This is a genomic window from Synechococcus sp. BDU 130192, assembly GCF_963876085.1.
Classification (GTDB): Bacteria; Cyanobacteriota; Cyanobacteriia; order Cyanobacteriales; family MRBY01; genus MRBY01.
On sequence record NZ_CAWNNO010000055.1, the window covers coordinates 87411 to 103515 of the forward strand.

A 16105-nucleotide genomic window follows, 5' to 3' on the forward strand; every position below is an offset into this window, starting at 1 on the left:
TCTAAGTGAATAAAAACATGGCCATAGCGTGGCCCATACCCTTGCCCTATCTACATCATCGACTGTAAATAGTTTTCTAAACCAGAATTTTCGATCAGCCACTGCTGGGACTCGAACCAGTCGATCTGTTCTTCGGTTTCTTCAAGAATTTCGTCCAAAAGATCACGACTGACATAATCTTGTTCTGTCTCACACAATTGGATCGCCGCTAGTAACTCATTGCGGATTGTTGTGGCGGTCGCTAGCTCATTGGCCAACATTTCTGGCACATCTTCACCAATCATCAATTTGCCAAGGCTCTGGAGGTTGGGCAAGGCCTCTAAAAACAAGATCCGTTCAATAAGACTGTCGGCCTGCTTCATGGCCTTGATGGAGTACTTATATTCTTGATCATTCAATGTCCCCAAGCCCCAATTCTTGGCCATTCTCGCGTGGAGAAAGAACTGGTTAATTGCAGTCAACTGGGACTTTAAGACTGCATTAAGCTGGGTGTTAATGCCGGATTTTCCTTGCATTTCGCCTTATTTCACTCCAAATCGGCCACCTTTACTCTAAAAAGGTGTCATAAATACTTCGGTATGTCTAGCTTAGGGCAGTTCCCAACATTGGGGGGCTTTACTCACAAAATTTTATTTTCTGATCAACTTTAGGAGAAAGAATGAGAATCTATTGCAATAATTTTCAGAATAGGGCATAGTAGGGGATGACAGTTAAATCAAGCATTTTCCCCTTGAGGTCACCATGTACGTTTGCCTTTGCCGTGGCATTACCGAAAAGCAAATCCGCCAAGCTGCGGAACAACAAAGCTGCTCTATGAAAGAGCTTTCGAGTGTGATGGGCGTCGGAATGGATTGTGGCACTTGCCTAGAATATGCCGCCCAGCTATTGCAGGATCACCATGAGCAAGGCTGTGTGAAGCAACCCTGTACTTCGAGCATTGCCTAAGATAGACAAAATTTTATTTGCAAGTCTTTCTGTTTAGATCCTTTTGTTTTAGAGAAGGTTTTGGATTTATTAAGGTATTGGATTATTAAAAAAGCCCAGTTCAGGATCAATGGCGTTTCAAGTTAGGGTGGTCAACTGCTGATAACGGGCGACGAATTGGGTAGTAGAAATTAGTTTATGGACAGTTTAAGGCGTGGTGGGGTTTTCTCTCGCTGGAGTCGGCGGCAAATTTTACAGACAGGATTAGTCGGTTTGGGAACAGGGGCGATCGCCACCTATGCCTGGCGTAAAAAAAACTCTCTTGCCCAAGCTGAAGTCAAAATTCCTCCGGTGACCTTCGACCAAGACAGCATTACCCGCAATGGCTTTGACCCGATGCAAATTTTGCGAGATTTTGACTACGGGGAAGTGAGCGAAGAAAAGGGGCAACGGGTGCGAGAATTTCACCTAGAAGCCAACAGCAGCACTATTTACCTCAATGCCGCCCTTGAATATGTGAGTTGGAATATTAATCAACGGGTGCCGGGGCCAACCCTACGGGCAACGGCGGGCGATCGCGTCCGGATTATTTTTCATAATGCCGATGGACACTCCCACACCCTCCACTTTCATGGGACTCACCCCGACACGATGGATGGGGTCAAACCAGTGCGCCATGGTCAAACTACCATCTATGAATTTGACGCAACACCCTACGGTGTCCACCTTTACCACTGCCACATTGCCCCGGTGACGCGCCACATCGGTAAAGGCTTATTTGGACTCTTTATTATTGATCCCCCCGAACCAAGACCGCCCGCTGACGAAATGGTTTTGGTGCTAGGGGGCTACGACATTAATGATGATGAAAAAAACGAATTGTATGCTTTCAACGGCATTCCCAACGTGTTCCGCGATCGCCCCATCCCCATCGTGCAAAATCAACTGGTGCGACTTTATGTCTTGAATATGATCGAATTTGATCCGGCGATTACCTTTCATATCCACGCCAACTTTTTTAAGCTCTATCGCACTGGCATGGCCATGACGCCCCACGAAGAAAGTGATGTGGTCACCATGGGCACTGCCGAACGCCACATCCTAGAGTTTGCCTATCCTTTCCCTGGTAAATATATGTTCCATCCCCACCAGGATGACATCGCTGAACATGGTTGCATGGGCTTTTTTGAAGTGTTCCCAGCCTAAATCCAAGCTTCTATTGACAATAGTCAGCAAAAACTTTAGCGTATTGCAATATTTAATTTGAAAATTATTCTTAATTAGTATGAAACCTGTAAAGCCCGTTGAATTGTTCCTAACCTTGGGTTTAGCTGTTAGCCTTGGAGCTTGTGGCACCTCCGTCCCAGACAATGGTGGGGAAGGGGGAGAAAATGCTGCCACGACAGAAACTGTAGAACAGAATAGTGCTGACCACGGGGGCGAAGGCGGAGAAGGTGGTGAAGGGGGCGAAGGTGCGAGTTCCGGCAATCCCGATGAAGACTATGCCACGACCCTCTCGTTAATGTTGGGTCATTTGATGGTGGCAGAGGAACTGATTGCGGCTGGGGAATATGAACAGGCAGAACCGCATATTGGCCACCCTGTAGAAGAGTTGTATGGTGCCATTGAGGGTCAATTGGGCGATCGCGGCGTGGCCGATTTTAAAGATGCCCTCAATAGTGCCCATGATTTGATTAAGACAGCACCGGAATCCCCCGAATTACAAACCCAACTCGATGCTTCCATTGAGGCCATCGATACAGCGCTTGCGGCTTTGGGCGAAGCAGAATTGCAGTCCCCTGAGTTTGTCCTTGGGGTCATGAATAATCTCCTCCAGGTGGCCGGGGAAGAATACGCGGCGGCGATCGCCAATAATCAGATCGTCGAAGCGGTGGAATACCAAGATTCCCGTGGTTTCGTTTTCCATAGCGAGATGCTTTATGAACAAGTTGCGGATCAACTCAGCCCGGAGACCAGAGAGGCGATCGCCACGGCTTTAGCCGATCTCAAAACCGCTTGGCCCACGGTGGAACCACCCCAAACCCCCGTGAAAACGCCCCAGGAAGTCTTAAGCCGCATTGTGGAGATTGAAGCTGCCAGTAACAGTTAATCCCAAAGTTCTGTGAATATCATTACAGTGGCCCCGGTTTTGCTGGGGCTTTTTTAAGATTTTTTGGTAAGGCAAATGTTCTTTAAAATTCCCCAGGTATTGACACCAGAGGCCCTCGAAAAAATAACCACAACCTTGACCGAAGCCGAATTTGTCGATGGCAAACTTACGGCAGGTTGGCATGCCAAACTGGTCAAAGAAAATCAACAATTGGCCAAGGCAACCCCCACGGCCCAAGCTCTAGAAGAGCAAGTGCGCCAAGCCCTCCAGAACAATGCTCTCTTTCAAACGGCGATCCGTCCCAAAACTGTCCACACCCTGCTGTTTAGCCGTTATAGCCCCGGCATGGCCTATGGTCGCCACACCGACAATGCCCTGATGAATGGGATGCGCTCGGACGTTTCATTTACCCTGTTTCTCAATGAACCTAGTGACTATGAAGGGGGAGAGCTAGTCATCGAAGGGGCAGATTCTGAACAAAGCTATAAACTGCCTGCTGGAACGGCGATCGCCTATCCTTCTACCTCGTTGCATCGGGTGAATGTAGTGACAAAAGGAACGCGCTTGGTAGCGGTGGGTTGGGTACAAAGTTGGATCCGCGATGCCCAAAAGCGGGAAATTGTATTTGATCTTGATGTCAGTCGCCGCAGCCTATTTGCCCAGAGCGGTAAAACCACAGAATTTGATCTCCTCTCGAAAAGTGTGGCGAATCTCCTGCGGCTCTGGAGTGAGTAAACAAACTCAGCCAGGATTTTATTGAAAATGAGTATCAATACTATTGACGAACTTTCCAAGTATCGATACACTTTATCTAGTTTAAATAAGAATTATTTTCATTAAAATATCCCATGAAAATTGTCCACTCCTGCGGTACAACCGACATTACCCAGCAGCTTCGCCAAGATAGCCAAGCCCCAGAGCAATCCCAAGGTAGACAGCCCCATACGGCTCCTGATCTTGCCCAATATTATTTAGCGACCCTCAGTTTAGACCATGCTTTAGCGGAGTCCTGAGGTTAGACCAGATATTTCGTTAAAACAACTTTATTTTCTCGGTATAAAAAATGATTGATTTCTTTTACTTTATGTTTGCGGCTTGCCTCGGTTTTTCGCCAGTTGATGCGGAATCACCCCGCTAGCATTCTTGCCAACTAGACTCCACAAAAGACGATCTCCCTTGTAGACTTTTACGAAAACGATTATCATTATTGTTTTCGTAAATTTAGTGTGTGGAGAATTTTGTAATGCACTCAACCCAAGGATTCGCTGCAGCGAGTTTAAGGTCTCTCATGGGACGTACCCAGCGGCGAACACACTCAGCCTGCCCGTGTTTGCGTTAGATAAACCATTGTTGTAGAAGGATGCGATCCCCAATTGAAATGAAAGCTTGATCGACACTGTTTCTTAACTTGCACAGCATACTCATCTCTTTTTATTCCGGTATATCCCAAGGGAGTAGCGTGTCAGTCTGCTCTTATCACCTTGATATTCTCATTTCTACAAGTATGGCGATCGCCGCCAGTCTACTTTCTCCACAGAAGTTTATCTCCTCTTAGTTTGCTTATAGTGAACTGATAATCAAACAAAAATGATTGTGATTATCATTCTGGGTTTGATTTCACTGTATACTCTTGTCCCTATCTGAATCCTTTTATCTAATCCTTGAGGTCTTTTGATAATGCTTTCACTAAAAAAAATATTTTTGCCGGGTCTATTCCTATGGGCATTCCAGGCTACTTCCGCACAGGCACAAGTCTTTGAAATCATTCATCCTGATGTAGATAAAGGTAAGTTCAAGCTTGAAGTACTGTCAGGGGTTACCCTTAGCGAAGTAGAAGACGATGAAGAAGCAGCTGCCTTTGAATTTGCTCTTGGCTATGGAGTCACTGATTTCTGGAAACCCACTTTTGCTATTGAGTTAGCAGATATCGAAGGCGGGAACTTAGAGGTTGAAGGCATTGAGTTCACTAACGTGTTCTTGTTTACGACAGGTGAAGAAGAGTATGGCCATGACGACGATGATGAAGAGCATGGCCATGGACACGGCGGTGCCTTTGGCCTTTTTGCAGGGCTTGAAATTCCCAATGAAGGTGGTATTGATGAAGGTGCCCTTGAAATTGGCCCTATTGGAGAAGTCACTATTGGAGACGTTAACCTTATTGGCAATCTCATAGTTGAGGTTCCTTTCAAGGACGAAGATGCAGGGTTGGCTTATGCTTTCGGTGCTTCTACCCCTGTCAGTGAATCAGTTGCATTAGGAATCGAAGCCTATGGCGCACTAGAAGAATTTTTTGGTGGAACAGAAGAGCAATCTCACTTTATTGGCCCTGCGGCTTATTTTGAGACTAGCCTCGGTAAAGACCGTGTGCTTGAACCGAGAGTTGCTTTGTTGTTTGGACTGAGTGAAGATGCGCCTGATGCAGTGTTATCGTTCAACCTTGAAATGAAGTTTTAAGCGGCAATCATATATTCAATCTTTGAATATGGGGTGCGTATTCCCTCGCTAAAAACCTTGGACTCATCCACTTAATCTAAAAAACTTTTCCTCACCCTTGATGTAGTGGCTAGAATCTATGGCTAGCCGCTTTTTTTGTCTGAAATTAATCTATGGTGAGCCCAATTTTGCCTGTGGTCGATCCAGCGGAGATCGCCTGGGCATCGGCAAAAATAGCCGCCGCAACCTGGGGTTGGGCCTGTTTTTCAAGGAGATAGCCGAGTTGATTGAGCACCGTAACTTGGGTCTGTACGTCCTGGCGATCGCGGGCCAGATGGAGTTGTTGCCGCAGGACGGTTTCTGCTGCCTGGAGATTATCCTGAGTCAAATAGGTATCAGCTAAGGCTGTGAGGGTTAAATTCAGTTGATCCCAAGTGCGAAACTGTCGATAAATCGCCTCGGCCCGGTGCCAGTGAAACAGTGCTGTTTCTAGGTTGCCTTCGCTGTGGGCCTGGCGAGCAAGTTCAAAATGACGATCCGCATCTTTACGCTGGAGTAATTTTTGTTCGGCGTTTTGTTTGCGCCCCTGACCAAAGGCTGGCACTGTCCCTAAAACCCCTACAGTGCCTAAACTTAAGAGTAAGCAGAGGGTCAGCCAAAAGGGGAAGGTTACAGTCCGGGAAGGAGCGGGCGATCGCATAAAAAATTAAACCCAAAAAATAGCGCGCTTAAAAAACCAAAGTCCTTCCATCTTAGCGGTAAATCTCGATCATCTTGCCGAGACGAAAAAGAGGTAAAGAAATTGACTTTCCTTACCCCAGGCGTTGTGTAGATTGGCCGTTCAGCGGTTAATGCCGTTGAAAAATGAAATGATATTATGAAAAACCCTGACCACGATTTTTGGAGGGCATGCAGAAACAGTTTTCTATCTGTTGTCGCAACGTTGCCTCATCTAAATCTTGGCCGATCAAGACTAACTGATTTTTTTTCGTTTCCCCAGGTTTCCATTCCGAATCATCGATCGTAAACCGCTTTCCACTCAGGTGAAACACATGGCGCAGCGGGCTTTCCTCAAACCACAGAATTCCCTTCGCCCGGAAGACATTCACGGGTAACTGATTATCTAGGAAATATTGAAACTTACGGATCGCAAAGGGTTTGTCACTTTGGAAGGAAATAGACGTAAACCCATCGTTTTCTAAATGGTTTGAGTGGTGATGATGGTGTTCGTGGTCGTGGTCATGGTCGCACTCTGGGGTGCAAACATGGTCATGATCGTGGTGGTCATGGTTATGCCCATGGTCGTGGTCGTGGTGATCGTGGCTGTGGTGGTGATGTACATGGGTATCTGCCGCATCAAAATACTTATCCGACTCAAACAGGCCCACACTGAGTAGCAACGGCAAGGGCACTTCAGACTTTTGGGTGCGCAGGAGTCTAGCCCCTTCTTTAATGTCGCGGATTCTGACTTCTAGGGCGTCAACGTCTGACTCCTCAACTAAATCTGTTTTATTCAACACGATGATGTCACCGTAGGCGATTTGGCTGTAGGCCGCTTCACTATTAAATAAATCCAAACTAAAATTGGCACAATCCACCATGGTCACAATGGAATCTAGGCGGGTTAGGTCTCGTAACTCTGTCCCCAGGAAGGTCAAGGCCACAGGTAATGGATCTGCCAGTCCCGTTGTTTCAACGACGAGATAATCAATTTTGTCACCCCGATCAAGGATTTTATGCACCGCATTCACCAGATCTTCGTTGATGGTGCAGCAGACACAGCCGTTGCTGAGTTCCACCATGTTGTCTTCGGTGGTGACAATTAGCTCATTATCAATGCCGATTTCCCCAAATTCGTTCACGAGGACAGCAGTTTTAAGTCCCTCTTGGTTGCTGAGGATGTGGTTTAGTAGTGTCGTTTTGCCGCTGCCGAGAAATCCGGTGATAATCGTTACGGGAAGGCCACTTTTACTGGCATCTAAGGTATCGGCACCTGGGGCTTGGCTACTGACTGTGGGCATAATATTTTTCACTTTCAATTAGAAAACAACTTCTTCTTATCTTACACAGTATTTTTGGCGTCTAGAGTCGGGGCGATGCTTCGGGAAAAGTTAGAAATGCGCAGAGGTGAAGGCCACGGTCAACTTGGAAAAAATGCGTCAGAGGAGAAGGGCGATATTGACCATGGCGATCGCCAAAATTAAGCGACATTAACAAACCTGTCTGGCGGAATTTGGGCCAGGGATTGAAATGTGGGTTTAGCAAAATAAAAGCCTTGGAAAAGGTTAATGCCTAGCCCTTGGAGGGTGGTTAATTCTGCTTGGGTTTCAATGCCTTCGGCAATAACCAGACTAGAGAGTTCCCCGGCAACTTGTAGTACACCTTTGACGATCGCTTGCCGCACTTTATCTTGGTCAATGCCGCGAATTAAGGCCATGTCAAGCTTGATCAAATCAGTCTGAATTTCTGATAGAAGATTTAACCCAGCATAGCCTGCCCCAAAATCATCAATGGCTGTTTTAAAACCACGGGCTCGATAATATTCAACGATTTTTCGGAGGTGGACTAAATCTGTGATTTGTTCACTTTCGGTAATCTCAAAAATAATTTGCTCAATGGGAAATCCATAGGTTTCCGCCGCTTCTAGGGTTGTGCGAATGCAGCGTTCTGGTTCATAAACGGCATTGGGTAAGAAATTAATACTCAAAAAACAGGGAATATGCAGTTCTGCGGCAAGACGAATCGCTGTGGTGCGACAGGACTGGTCAAATAAGTAGCGGTTACTGTCGTTAATGTGTTGAAAAATTGCTTGGGCTGACTCATTATTTAAACCCCGCACCAGGGCTTCATGGGCAAAAATTGTTTGGGTTTCTAGGTTGACAATGGGTTGAAAGGCCATTGTGAATTCAAAATCGAGTTTATTTCGATTCGTGCATTCTCTACATTCCATGGTGCACCTAATTTATAGGGTCTCTTAACTATCTTGGCGATGATCAATATTGAACATCAACATATTCAGCGGTTAGGGTTTGTTTCCATGAAGATCAATATTTATCCATAAAAAATCGCCTCTCTTGGATCTTAGTTCAAAAAAGGCGATTGCCAAATTGACGTCGGTTAAACGAAAGGTTTAGATACCGAGGCGTTGGTAGACCTGATCGAGGTGACGCAGTTGGAATTGTGGGTCAAAGCAGGCTGCAATCTCCTCACCAGAGAGGTGTTGGGTGATTTCCGCATCTTGCTCGACGTTGGCGCGGAAGTTCCCGCCTTCAGTGTTCCAGGCGGTGTGGGCGCAACCTTGCACAAGGCGGTAGGCATCCTCACGGGTCAAGCCTTTCTCGACGAGGGCCAGCAGTACCCGCTGACTGAAAATCACGCCGCCATAGACGTTCATGTTACGTTTCATGTTCTCTGGATACACCAAAAGATTCTTCACGAGGCTAATGGTTTCCCGCAGCATAAAATGCACGAGGATGCAGCTATCGGGCACGGCGACCCGCTCGACGGAACTGTGGGAAATGTCCCGCTCATGCCAGAGGGCAACGTTTTCGAGGGCGGCCATCGCATTCCCCCGCACCAAGCGTGCCATCCCGGTTAAACGTTCAGAACGGATCGGGTTGCGTTTGTGGGGCATCGCCGAAGAGCCTTTTTGACCCTTGGAAAAATATTCTTCGACCTCTAATACATCGGTGCGTTGGAGGTTACGAATTTCCACGGCAAAGCGTTCGATGCTGGCGGCTAACACAGCCAGTTGGTTCATGTAGTTGGCGTGGCGATCGCGGGAAATCACCTGGGTCGAAGCAGTATCGGGATCCAGGCCGAGTTTTTGACAAGCTAAAGCTTCAACGCGGGGTTCAATGTTCGCATAGGTTCCCACAGCGCCAGAGATTTGTCCCACGGCAATTTCTTTGCGCACAGCGACTAGGCGATCGCGGTTCCGGAGCATTTCTGCGAGCCAACCCGCCAGCTTAAACCCAAAGGTCATCGGTTCGGCGTGGATGCCGTGGGAACGACCTACCATGACGGTGTAGCGGTGTTGTTGGGCTTGGTAGCGAATCGCTTGGATCAGTTCTTCGACACAGGTCAGGATCAGATCAAGACTATCCACCATCTGTAGGGCGAGGGCCGTATCCAGAACATCGGAACTGGTCATGCCGAGGTGAATATAGCGTCCCGCATCGCCGACATATTCATTGACGTTGGTGAGAAAGGCGATCACATCATGGCGCACTTCTTTCTCAATTTCTAAAACCCGCGCTTCGTCGAACTGGGCTTTGGCTTTGATTTCTTCTACAGCTTCTGTGGGAATATACCCTAACTCTGCTTGCGCTTCACAGACGGCAACTTCGACTTTCAGCCAGGCCTTGAGTTTTGCTTCATTTGTCCAGAGATTCCCCATTTCGGGGAGGGTATAACGTTCAATCACGAGATGTGCCGCAGAATACAACCTAGCTATTTTACAAGGGGTTGTTCAAATTTTGGCAATGTTTTTACGGGGGTTTACGGGGGAGGCGATCGCCTTTGGGACAGAAGTCTCTCGTCGGCATTGCCCTAAAGTTCGGTTTAGACCATAAAGCGCCATCAAGCTCAAGATATGTACAGTTTCTGGCCTGCCCCCAAAGGAGGGAGTTAAGCTAAAAGTAGCCGATGTTGTTCTAAATTATCGTTGGCGATCGCCGCAGGAGTTTGTACCATGACAAACAAACTATTCACCACAGAAATCACCACGGGCGACATCACCCTCACCAGTAATGTGACCAGCGTGACGGCACGGGCCAATCGCATCTCTCGCGTGGAAGAAAAACGAGACGATCCCCGCAAAAACCCTGCTGCTATCTACATTGACCTAAGCGTTGATCACCCAGAAAAATTCCATGATGTCCTCGAAGCTACCGAAGCCGTTGATCTAGCCTTGAGCCTAAATGATGCAGTGGAAATGGGCCTATTGATGGTGGCCATGGGCCTAGAGCATAAAACCGATGCGCAAATTAAGCAGGTACTCGACCGTCTGGCGGATTTAATTGAACAGTACCGTTAGCCAAAGGTCTTTAATGTCTATGCCTTAACGGTTATTGAAAAAGTCCCAGATGATGCGGGGGAGTTCAATAATCTGTGTAATCACCTGCCCCGACTGAATCCCGAAGACCAGTTGCAACACCAGCACAATGGCCGCAATGGTCACAGCGGTTTGCACGCTGGTTTTCACGATTTTGATAAACGCGGTAAAAACTAACCAAGAAATAATCAAAGCGGCGACGATCACAATAATTTCGATCGGCATCGGTGCTCACTCTCCACAAGGTGCGATTTAGCCTGGCCTTATCCTAGGGCAAAAGGGGAAAAGATTATTGGGGAAGCTGTTTCACTTCAGCGAGCCAGCGGTCTTCGTCGGAACTATCTTTGGCGATCGCCAGATAACTATGTTCGGTGCGATCAACGATCAAAATTTTGTCGCCCCGTCGGGGAATCACCTCGGCCCAGTGGGGTAAACTCACCGGGACAGTCATCAGGTTCCGAGCCGAATCGTACACATCCGCCTGGCCAATTTTGCCAGCGACGTAATGGGGGAGAGTTTTAGAAGAGACCACCCCCAGGCACCCAATCAGGCGATCGCTGCTGACATCTTCCCCAAAGGCGGCAAACACTTTCCCCAGGGGGTAAGCCAACAGTTTCCCGATCCAGAAGGCGATCGCCCCACTCCCAAAAAAGACCACAATTCCTAAAAATCCCGTCGGTGTCCCCAGGCCCACGTTGAACATCCACCCCAACAGACCCCATAGACTCAAATCTGTGGCCAGCAGCAACATCAACGGCGCTTGCCCGAAACCAAACCAAGACAACACCGACCAGAGACCAAACCCTTCACCCTCAACCTCGGTATCCCCATCGAGATCACCATCAACGTCGGCATCTAAGTCCATATCGGCGTCGATGTCTGCATCAAAATCGGCTTCCATATCGAGATCATCGTCCCCACCCCCAGAGAAAATGACAAACAAATACAACAGGATGCCACTCCCCAGGAGCACCCAGTAGCCTAAGTTTGACGCATCAAAAATCATGGACGCACCATATCCGGGACAGAGTAAAAAATTTGCACGGGTCGCCCCCCAAATCTAGGAATTTTTTTGGCGATCGCCACCACCATAATCTAGCTCTAGACTTATTTTCCAAATTTTTGTTGCGCGCGCATCACCAGTTCCGCCGTAATTTCTTCGACTTCTTCTTCACGGGCAAGTTCTTCGATGGTTTGTCGCGCCTGGGAACGGGCATAAAAAGGAATATTTTTGTATTTGGTTTTCGCTTCTTCCGTCCAGGGGATTTCGTCAGGAAAATTAGGATAAGTCATCGTTTCAGTACCTTAGGGGGAGTTTTCTGAATCATAGCAAGGATTTCCGGGGGTTAAAAGCGCGGTTTCGTTAAATTTCTTGATATTTTTTTAGTGCAAATGTTTTTATCTCTAAGGCAAATCCCAAGTCACTTGCCATCGATTCTCTAACGGAGCGCCAGGGCGGCAATTGGCGGTTGAGATTGCGTCATATTAAAAAGATTTTTTCCATACCAACAACTCTAAAAGCTGGTTTTCATTCAGTTCTTGAATCCCCAATTGTCGGGCTTTGTCTAGTTTAGATCCGGCATTTTCGCCTGCCACAAGATAGTCAGTATTTTTGCTGACAGAACTCGTGACTTTGCCGCCGGCTGCTTTGATTTTTTCGGCAGCTTCAGTGCGTTTGAGGGTCGGTAATGTCCCTGTGATCACAAAGGTTTTACCGGAAATCTGACGATTGGTCTGGGTTTGGGCCGTCTGGGTTTGGGCAAAGGTCAAGCCCGCTTGTTGCAGCTTTTCGATCAATTGTTGATTAGCATCTACCCGGAACCAATCGACGACGGACTGGGCAATTTCTTCGCCAATGCCATAAACCCCCTGTAATTGGGCGAAGCTGGCTTTTTGGAGTTGGTCTAAAGTTGGGAAGTTTTGCGCCAAAATTTCTGCATTGACTTTCCCCACAAAGCGAATCCCCAGACCATACAAAACACGGGCATAGTCTTGAGCTTTTGAGTGGGCGATCGCCTGGATTAAATTTGCCGCTGACTTTTGCCCCATACGGGGGAGAGACTGCAACTGTTCGCTGGTTAGGTCATAAATGTCGGCGATGGATTGCACTAGACCATGCTCAATCAAAAGAATCACATTTTTTTCGCCTAAACCCTGGATATCGAGGGCGTCGCGGCCAGCCCAATGGACGAGGGAACCCCGCAAAATTGCCGGACAAGAACTATTCACACAACGGGCGACGGCTTCTCCAGAGGGGCGTACCAGGGCTGAGTTGCATTCGGGACAATGACTTGGAAATTCGTAAGGAATAGTAGCTTCTGGGCGTAAATCAACTAAAACTCGCAAAACTTCCGGGATAATTTCCCCTGCTTTGCGAATGACGACCGTATCACCGATTCTAAGATCTAATTCTTTAATGCGGTCTTCGTTGTGGAGGGTGGCCCGTTGTACCGTTGTTCCGGCTAATTGCACCGGTTCCATGACGGCCATGGGAGTGACAGCGCCTGTTCTGCCCACGTTGACGATAATATCTTTGACGGTGGTGGGGGCTTCCTCGGCGGCATATTTCAAGGCGATCGCCCAGCGGGGAAATTTTTGGGTGAAGCCCAACTCAGCCTGGAGGGAAAAGTCATTGAGTTTAACGACAACTCCATCGGTCAGGTAAGGGAGTTTTTTGCGGCCTTCATCCCATTTTTCAAAATAATTTTTTACGGCAGTTAAATTAGGGCAAAGCTCACGGTTTGGATTGACCCGAAACCCCATTTTTTTTAAAAATTCGAGGGCCTCCCATTGGCTATTTAACTGAGGGGAATTATGCGATTCTGGGAGGTGGAGGGTGTAGGCAAAAAAGTCTAACTTCCGGGCCGCAACAATCCGGGAATCGAGTTGTCGTAGGGTACCAGCGGCGGCATTTCGCGGGTTAGCAAATAGATTTTCGCCCGCTTTTTCCCGCTCTTGGTTAATCTTTTCAAAGGTCTCTAGGGGTAAAAAGGCTTCCCCCCGCACCTCCACTAAAGAGGGCGGATTATCGAGGTTTAAACGCAAGGGAATGGTGCGAATGGTACGCAGATTTTGGGTGATTTCTTCGCCTGTCACACCGTCGCCCCTGGTGGCTCCGCGCACTAAAATCCCGTTTTCGTAGGTTAAGGCGATCGCCGAGCCATCGATTTTGAGTTCGCACACATAACCGGAATCGCTGGAGATTTCTCCGGCCAACGCCCGCTGCCACCGTTGTTCCCACTGGGTCAGTTCCCCAAAGTCAAAGGCATTTTCCAGACTGTAGAGGGGAATATTATGTTTGACGCTGGTGAATTGGGTGGCGGGCTGGTCGCCGATCCGTTGGCTAGGACTGTCGGGGGTAATGAGTTCGGGATATTCTGTTTCCAGGGCCACCAGTTCCCGATAGAGCTGATCATAGACAGCATCCTCCATGAACGGCGCATCGAGGACATAGTAAGCATAGGACGCTTTTTGCAGTTGCGATCGCAGTTGGGCCAGGCGGGTTTGGGGGGCGTCGGACATGGGTTTGGGGGAAAGATTTTCAAGCCGCCATTATAGGCGATCGCCCCAGGGAAATTATTCCGTTGCCTCTGCTTCTGGGTCGGTTTCGGTGGGGACGGCTTCGAGGGCCTTGAGATCTGCGGCACTGAGTACGGCCATTTCCTTAATTTGGTCTTTGTAGGTGGCGGGGGCGAGGTTGATCGCGGTCATGAAAAAGGGTTTCGCGGCGGCTTCATTCCCTTGATTTTTTAAGACCATGGCCTTGGCGAGGACTGGCCGAAAGTCTGTTTTATTCACCGTGGCGGCTTGGTCATAGATGGCGATCGCCTCCCCGAAGCGTTTTTGGGCGACGTAAATTTGCCCCAGCATCAGTTGGATAGATGTCACTTTTTCTGGATCAATGTCAATGGTTTCGTCTTCTGTTAATTGCCCCATGTCCTTGAGGGTGGTTTGGAGCAGTTCAATTGCCCCCTCTGGCCGATTTTGTACCAGGAGCAGATCCACCATGCCCTGGAGAGCGTTGATGTGGGTCGGATCTGTCAACAGCACTTTTTTGTAAGTGGCCGCCGCTCCTTCGTAATCCTTGGCCTCCTGTTCCACCTGGCCCAGCAGGACGAGGTAATCGGGATTATCACTGTGGATTTGCGCCAGACCATCGAGGGCAGTGGCCGTTTTTTCTAAATCATTAAGCTTGAGGCTGGTATCCAAGAGACCCCGCAGCGCTTTTTCGTTATTGGGTTCTTTTTCTAACCAGATTTCATAACTTTGTTGGTCTTTTTCGAGGAGGGCGATCGCCGGATCAGGAGTTGTTTCGGGTTGCACCTTTGCCGCCGCTGCCGTCTGCCGGGCCAACATCCACTGGTCGAAGCGGGGCATCACCAAAAGTCCCCCAGCCAACAGAAATAGAAGCCCAGAAAGACCATAGACCCAGGGACGGGGACGATAGTATTTTTCGATGATGTGACTCGCCATGGCTATAGATAGTGGGGAAAACTAGAGGGATAAAAACCAGACCTAAAAGACCGAAAAAGTCAGAAGGTTGGCAAAATTTTATCTAAATTTTACTGATTTATCACCTCTGACACCCCATTGAGTACAATAGGCAGGCGCTAAACGTCTTCGTCCGTCCTATATGATCGAAGGCAGAATGCTAATTTTTATCGTGATGGCGATCGCCTACCGATGATGTTGATGTCTGATAGTTGACTATCTGGTATCGAAAACGATCTGTATTTTTTGTTAGCCCACCTAGAAAGCATTGGATAAGCCCGTGTCTGAATCTAACCATCATCTATCGTCTCCACCAGCGCCGAATCCCCATGAGGACCAGACGACCTCCCAAAAACTACGGCAACATCCCATTCCCCCCGCGAGCCATCCCCGTCAATATCGGGCCATTGGCATTGTGCGCGGCAAATATACCCCCGAAGATCCAGAGCAAATTAGTAAGGGGGCGATCGCCACAGCAGATGGCACTATCGAAGCCGTTTTATTAGGTCGTGTGATTAGCCTGATCAAAAATCACATTGACCTCAACCAAGAGCACGTTTGGGTCGTCTATCCCCGCACCCGCCAGGATGATAACCATCTCCACCTCCAGATTCTCGGCATTTGGGAGCCCGAAAACCTTGATGATCCAGAGGCCCTCACGGAGTCTATTCCCACCAGTGACCAAGTCGAAGACGGCTATTTTTCCATTCGCGGCCAGGTGGTTTTCTATGATGCCGAATCCAAAAAAGTCATCGTTAAAATTCGCCAATCCCCGAAGAAGCAAGGGGACAAGCCCAAGTTTTTCAAGATTCAACTGATCGGTGCTCTGCCGGATCGCCCCGTTAACCATTTCTACGATCTCCAGGCGAAGCTCCTCGATAATATGCTGATGATTCAAACCTGCGAAGATATTGGCTATATCAGCAGTCGTCGCAAAGGCCCCAAGCCAGGCGGAAAACCCTTTAACCGCGACAAAAGCAAACCCAGACCCGTCGCCGATCATCATACCAGTGACAGCCATGGGGCAACTGCTAGAGCGAGACCGGTGCCCCGACCCAAACCAAAGGATAGTGAGGGCTAAATCACGGTCG

General features: G+C 48.3%; 18 protein-coding genes. 8 read left to right on the forward strand and 10 right to left on the reverse strand.

All coding sequences use genetic code 11. The features are described 5' to 3' along the window. Window positions 1-50: 50 nt before the first annotated feature. Window positions 51-515 (reverse strand): bacterioferritin, encoded by a 465-nt coding sequence (gene bfr, locus AACT35_RS11775; protein ID WP_099239611.1) that lies wholly within the window; start codon window positions 513-515, stop codon window positions 51-53. A 226-nt stretch (window positions 516-741) separates the two neighbouring features. Here bfr and AACT35_RS11780 point away from each other — a divergent pair, with 226 nt between their 5' ends. The 6 genes from AACT35_RS11780 (at window position 742) to AACT35_RS11805 (ending at window position 5488) form a co-directional block, all read left to right on the forward strand. Beyond that, window positions 742-945, forward strand: coding sequence for a (2Fe-2S)-binding protein (locus AACT35_RS11780; protein ID WP_012308257.1), 204 nt, complete (start codon window positions 742-744; stop codon window positions 943-945). A 177-nt stretch (window positions 946-1122) separates the two neighbouring features. Continuing rightward, entirely contained in the window at window positions 1123-2130 is a 1008-nt protein-coding gene (locus AACT35_RS11785) for a multicopper oxidase domain-containing protein (RefSeq protein WP_099239613.1), read from the forward strand. A 79-nt stretch (window positions 2131-2209) separates the two neighbouring features. Continuing rightward, entirely contained in the window at window positions 2210-3034 is an 825-nt protein-coding gene (locus AACT35_RS11790) for a hypothetical protein (RefSeq protein ID WP_099239615.1), read from the forward strand. A 75-nt stretch (window positions 3035-3109) separates the two neighbouring features. Continuing rightward, entirely contained in the window at window positions 3110-3769 is a 660-nt protein-coding gene (locus tag AACT35_RS11795; protein ID WP_099239617.1) for a Fe2+-dependent dioxygenase, read from the forward strand. A gap of 113 nt (window positions 3770-3882) precedes the next feature. Beyond that, complete coding sequence (locus AACT35_RS11800; protein ID WP_158227968.1) at window positions 3883-4047, forward strand: hypothetical protein; 165 nt, start codon at window positions 3883-3885, stop codon at window positions 4045-4047. A gap of 664 nt (window positions 4048-4711) precedes the next feature. Continuing rightward, window positions 4712-5488 carry a hypothetical protein gene (locus AACT35_RS11805; protein WP_099239619.1) on the forward strand — a complete coding sequence of 259 codons (777 nt, stop codon included), beginning with the start codon at window positions 4712-4714 and terminating at the stop codon, window positions 5486-5488. A gap of 145 nt (window positions 5489-5633) precedes the next feature. Here the strand turns inward: AACT35_RS11805 and AACT35_RS11810 are convergent, their stop codons facing one another. The 4 genes from AACT35_RS11810 to purB all read right to left on the reverse strand — a co-directional run bounded on the left by AACT35_RS11810 (window position 5634) and on the right by purB (window position 9893). Continuing rightward, window positions 5634-6167 carry a tetratricopeptide repeat protein gene (locus AACT35_RS11810; protein ID WP_099239621.1) on the reverse strand — a complete coding sequence of 178 codons (534 nt, stop codon included), beginning with the start codon at window positions 6165-6167 and terminating at the stop codon, window positions 5634-5636. 175 nt (window positions 6168-6342) lie between these two features. Next, window positions 6343-7488 carry a CobW family GTP-binding protein gene (locus tag AACT35_RS11815; protein ID WP_099239623.1) on the reverse strand — a complete coding sequence of 382 codons (1146 nt, stop codon included), beginning with the start codon at window positions 7486-7488 and terminating at the stop codon, window positions 6343-6345. Between the two features lie 179 nt (window positions 7489-7667). Then, the gene (locus AACT35_RS11820; protein ID WP_232318826.1) at window positions 7668-8366 is read right to left on the reverse strand and encodes an EAL domain-containing protein; all 699 of its coding nucleotides are present in this window, start codon (window positions 8364-8366) and stop codon (window positions 7668-7670) included. Window positions 8367-8597: 231 nt separating this feature from the next. Beyond that, entirely contained in the window at window positions 8598-9893 is a 1296-nt protein-coding gene (gene purB / locus AACT35_RS11825) for an adenylosuccinate lyase (RefSeq protein ID WP_012308248.1), read from the reverse strand. A 267-nt stretch (window positions 9894-10160) separates the two neighbouring features. On the opposite strand from purB, the gene AACT35_RS11830 reads away from it, so the two are divergent. After that, window positions 10161-10505 carry a hypothetical protein gene (locus AACT35_RS11830; protein WP_030007409.1) on the forward strand — a complete coding sequence of 115 codons (345 nt, stop codon included), beginning with the start codon at window positions 10161-10163 and terminating at the stop codon, window positions 10503-10505. A 24-nt stretch (window positions 10506-10529) separates the two neighbouring features. Here AACT35_RS11830 and AACT35_RS11835 read toward each other — a convergent pair whose 3' ends face one another. The 5 genes from AACT35_RS11835 to AACT35_RS11855 all read right to left on the reverse strand — a co-directional run bounded on the left by AACT35_RS11835 (window position 10530) and on the right by AACT35_RS11855 (window position 14996). Further along, entirely contained in the window at window positions 10530-10748 is a 219-nt protein-coding gene (locus AACT35_RS11835) for a hypothetical protein (protein WP_030007410.1), read from the reverse strand. Window positions 10749-10812: 64 nt separating this feature from the next. Next, on the reverse strand, window positions 10813-11529 hold the full coding sequence (locus AACT35_RS11840) for an OB-fold-containig protein (RefSeq protein ID WP_099239625.1): 717 nt from the start codon (window positions 11527-11529) through the stop codon (window positions 10813-10815). A 101-nt stretch (window positions 11530-11630) separates the two neighbouring features. Beyond that, window positions 11631-11816 carry a PCP reductase family protein gene (locus AACT35_RS11845; RefSeq protein WP_012308243.1) on the reverse strand — a complete coding sequence of 62 codons (186 nt, stop codon included), beginning with the start codon at window positions 11814-11816 and terminating at the stop codon, window positions 11631-11633. A 192-nt stretch (window positions 11817-12008) separates the two neighbouring features. Further along, window positions 12009-14045 carry an NAD-dependent DNA ligase LigA gene (ligA, locus tag AACT35_RS11850; RefSeq protein WP_099239627.1) on the reverse strand — a complete coding sequence of 679 codons (2037 nt, stop codon included), beginning with the start codon at window positions 14043-14045 and terminating at the stop codon, window positions 12009-12011. Between the two features lie 54 nt (window positions 14046-14099). Next, window positions 14100-14996, reverse strand: a complete 897-nt coding sequence (locus AACT35_RS11855; protein WP_254048027.1) for a tetratricopeptide repeat protein — start codon at window positions 14994-14996, stop codon at window positions 14100-14102. Window positions 14997-15294: 298 nt separating this feature from the next. Between AACT35_RS11855 and AACT35_RS11860 the strand changes: the two genes are divergently transcribed. Continuing rightward, complete coding sequence (locus AACT35_RS11860; protein ID WP_254048028.1) at window positions 15295-16095, forward strand: hypothetical protein; 801 nt, start codon at window positions 15295-15297, stop codon at window positions 16093-16095. Window positions 16096-16105 lie beyond the last annotated feature (10 nt).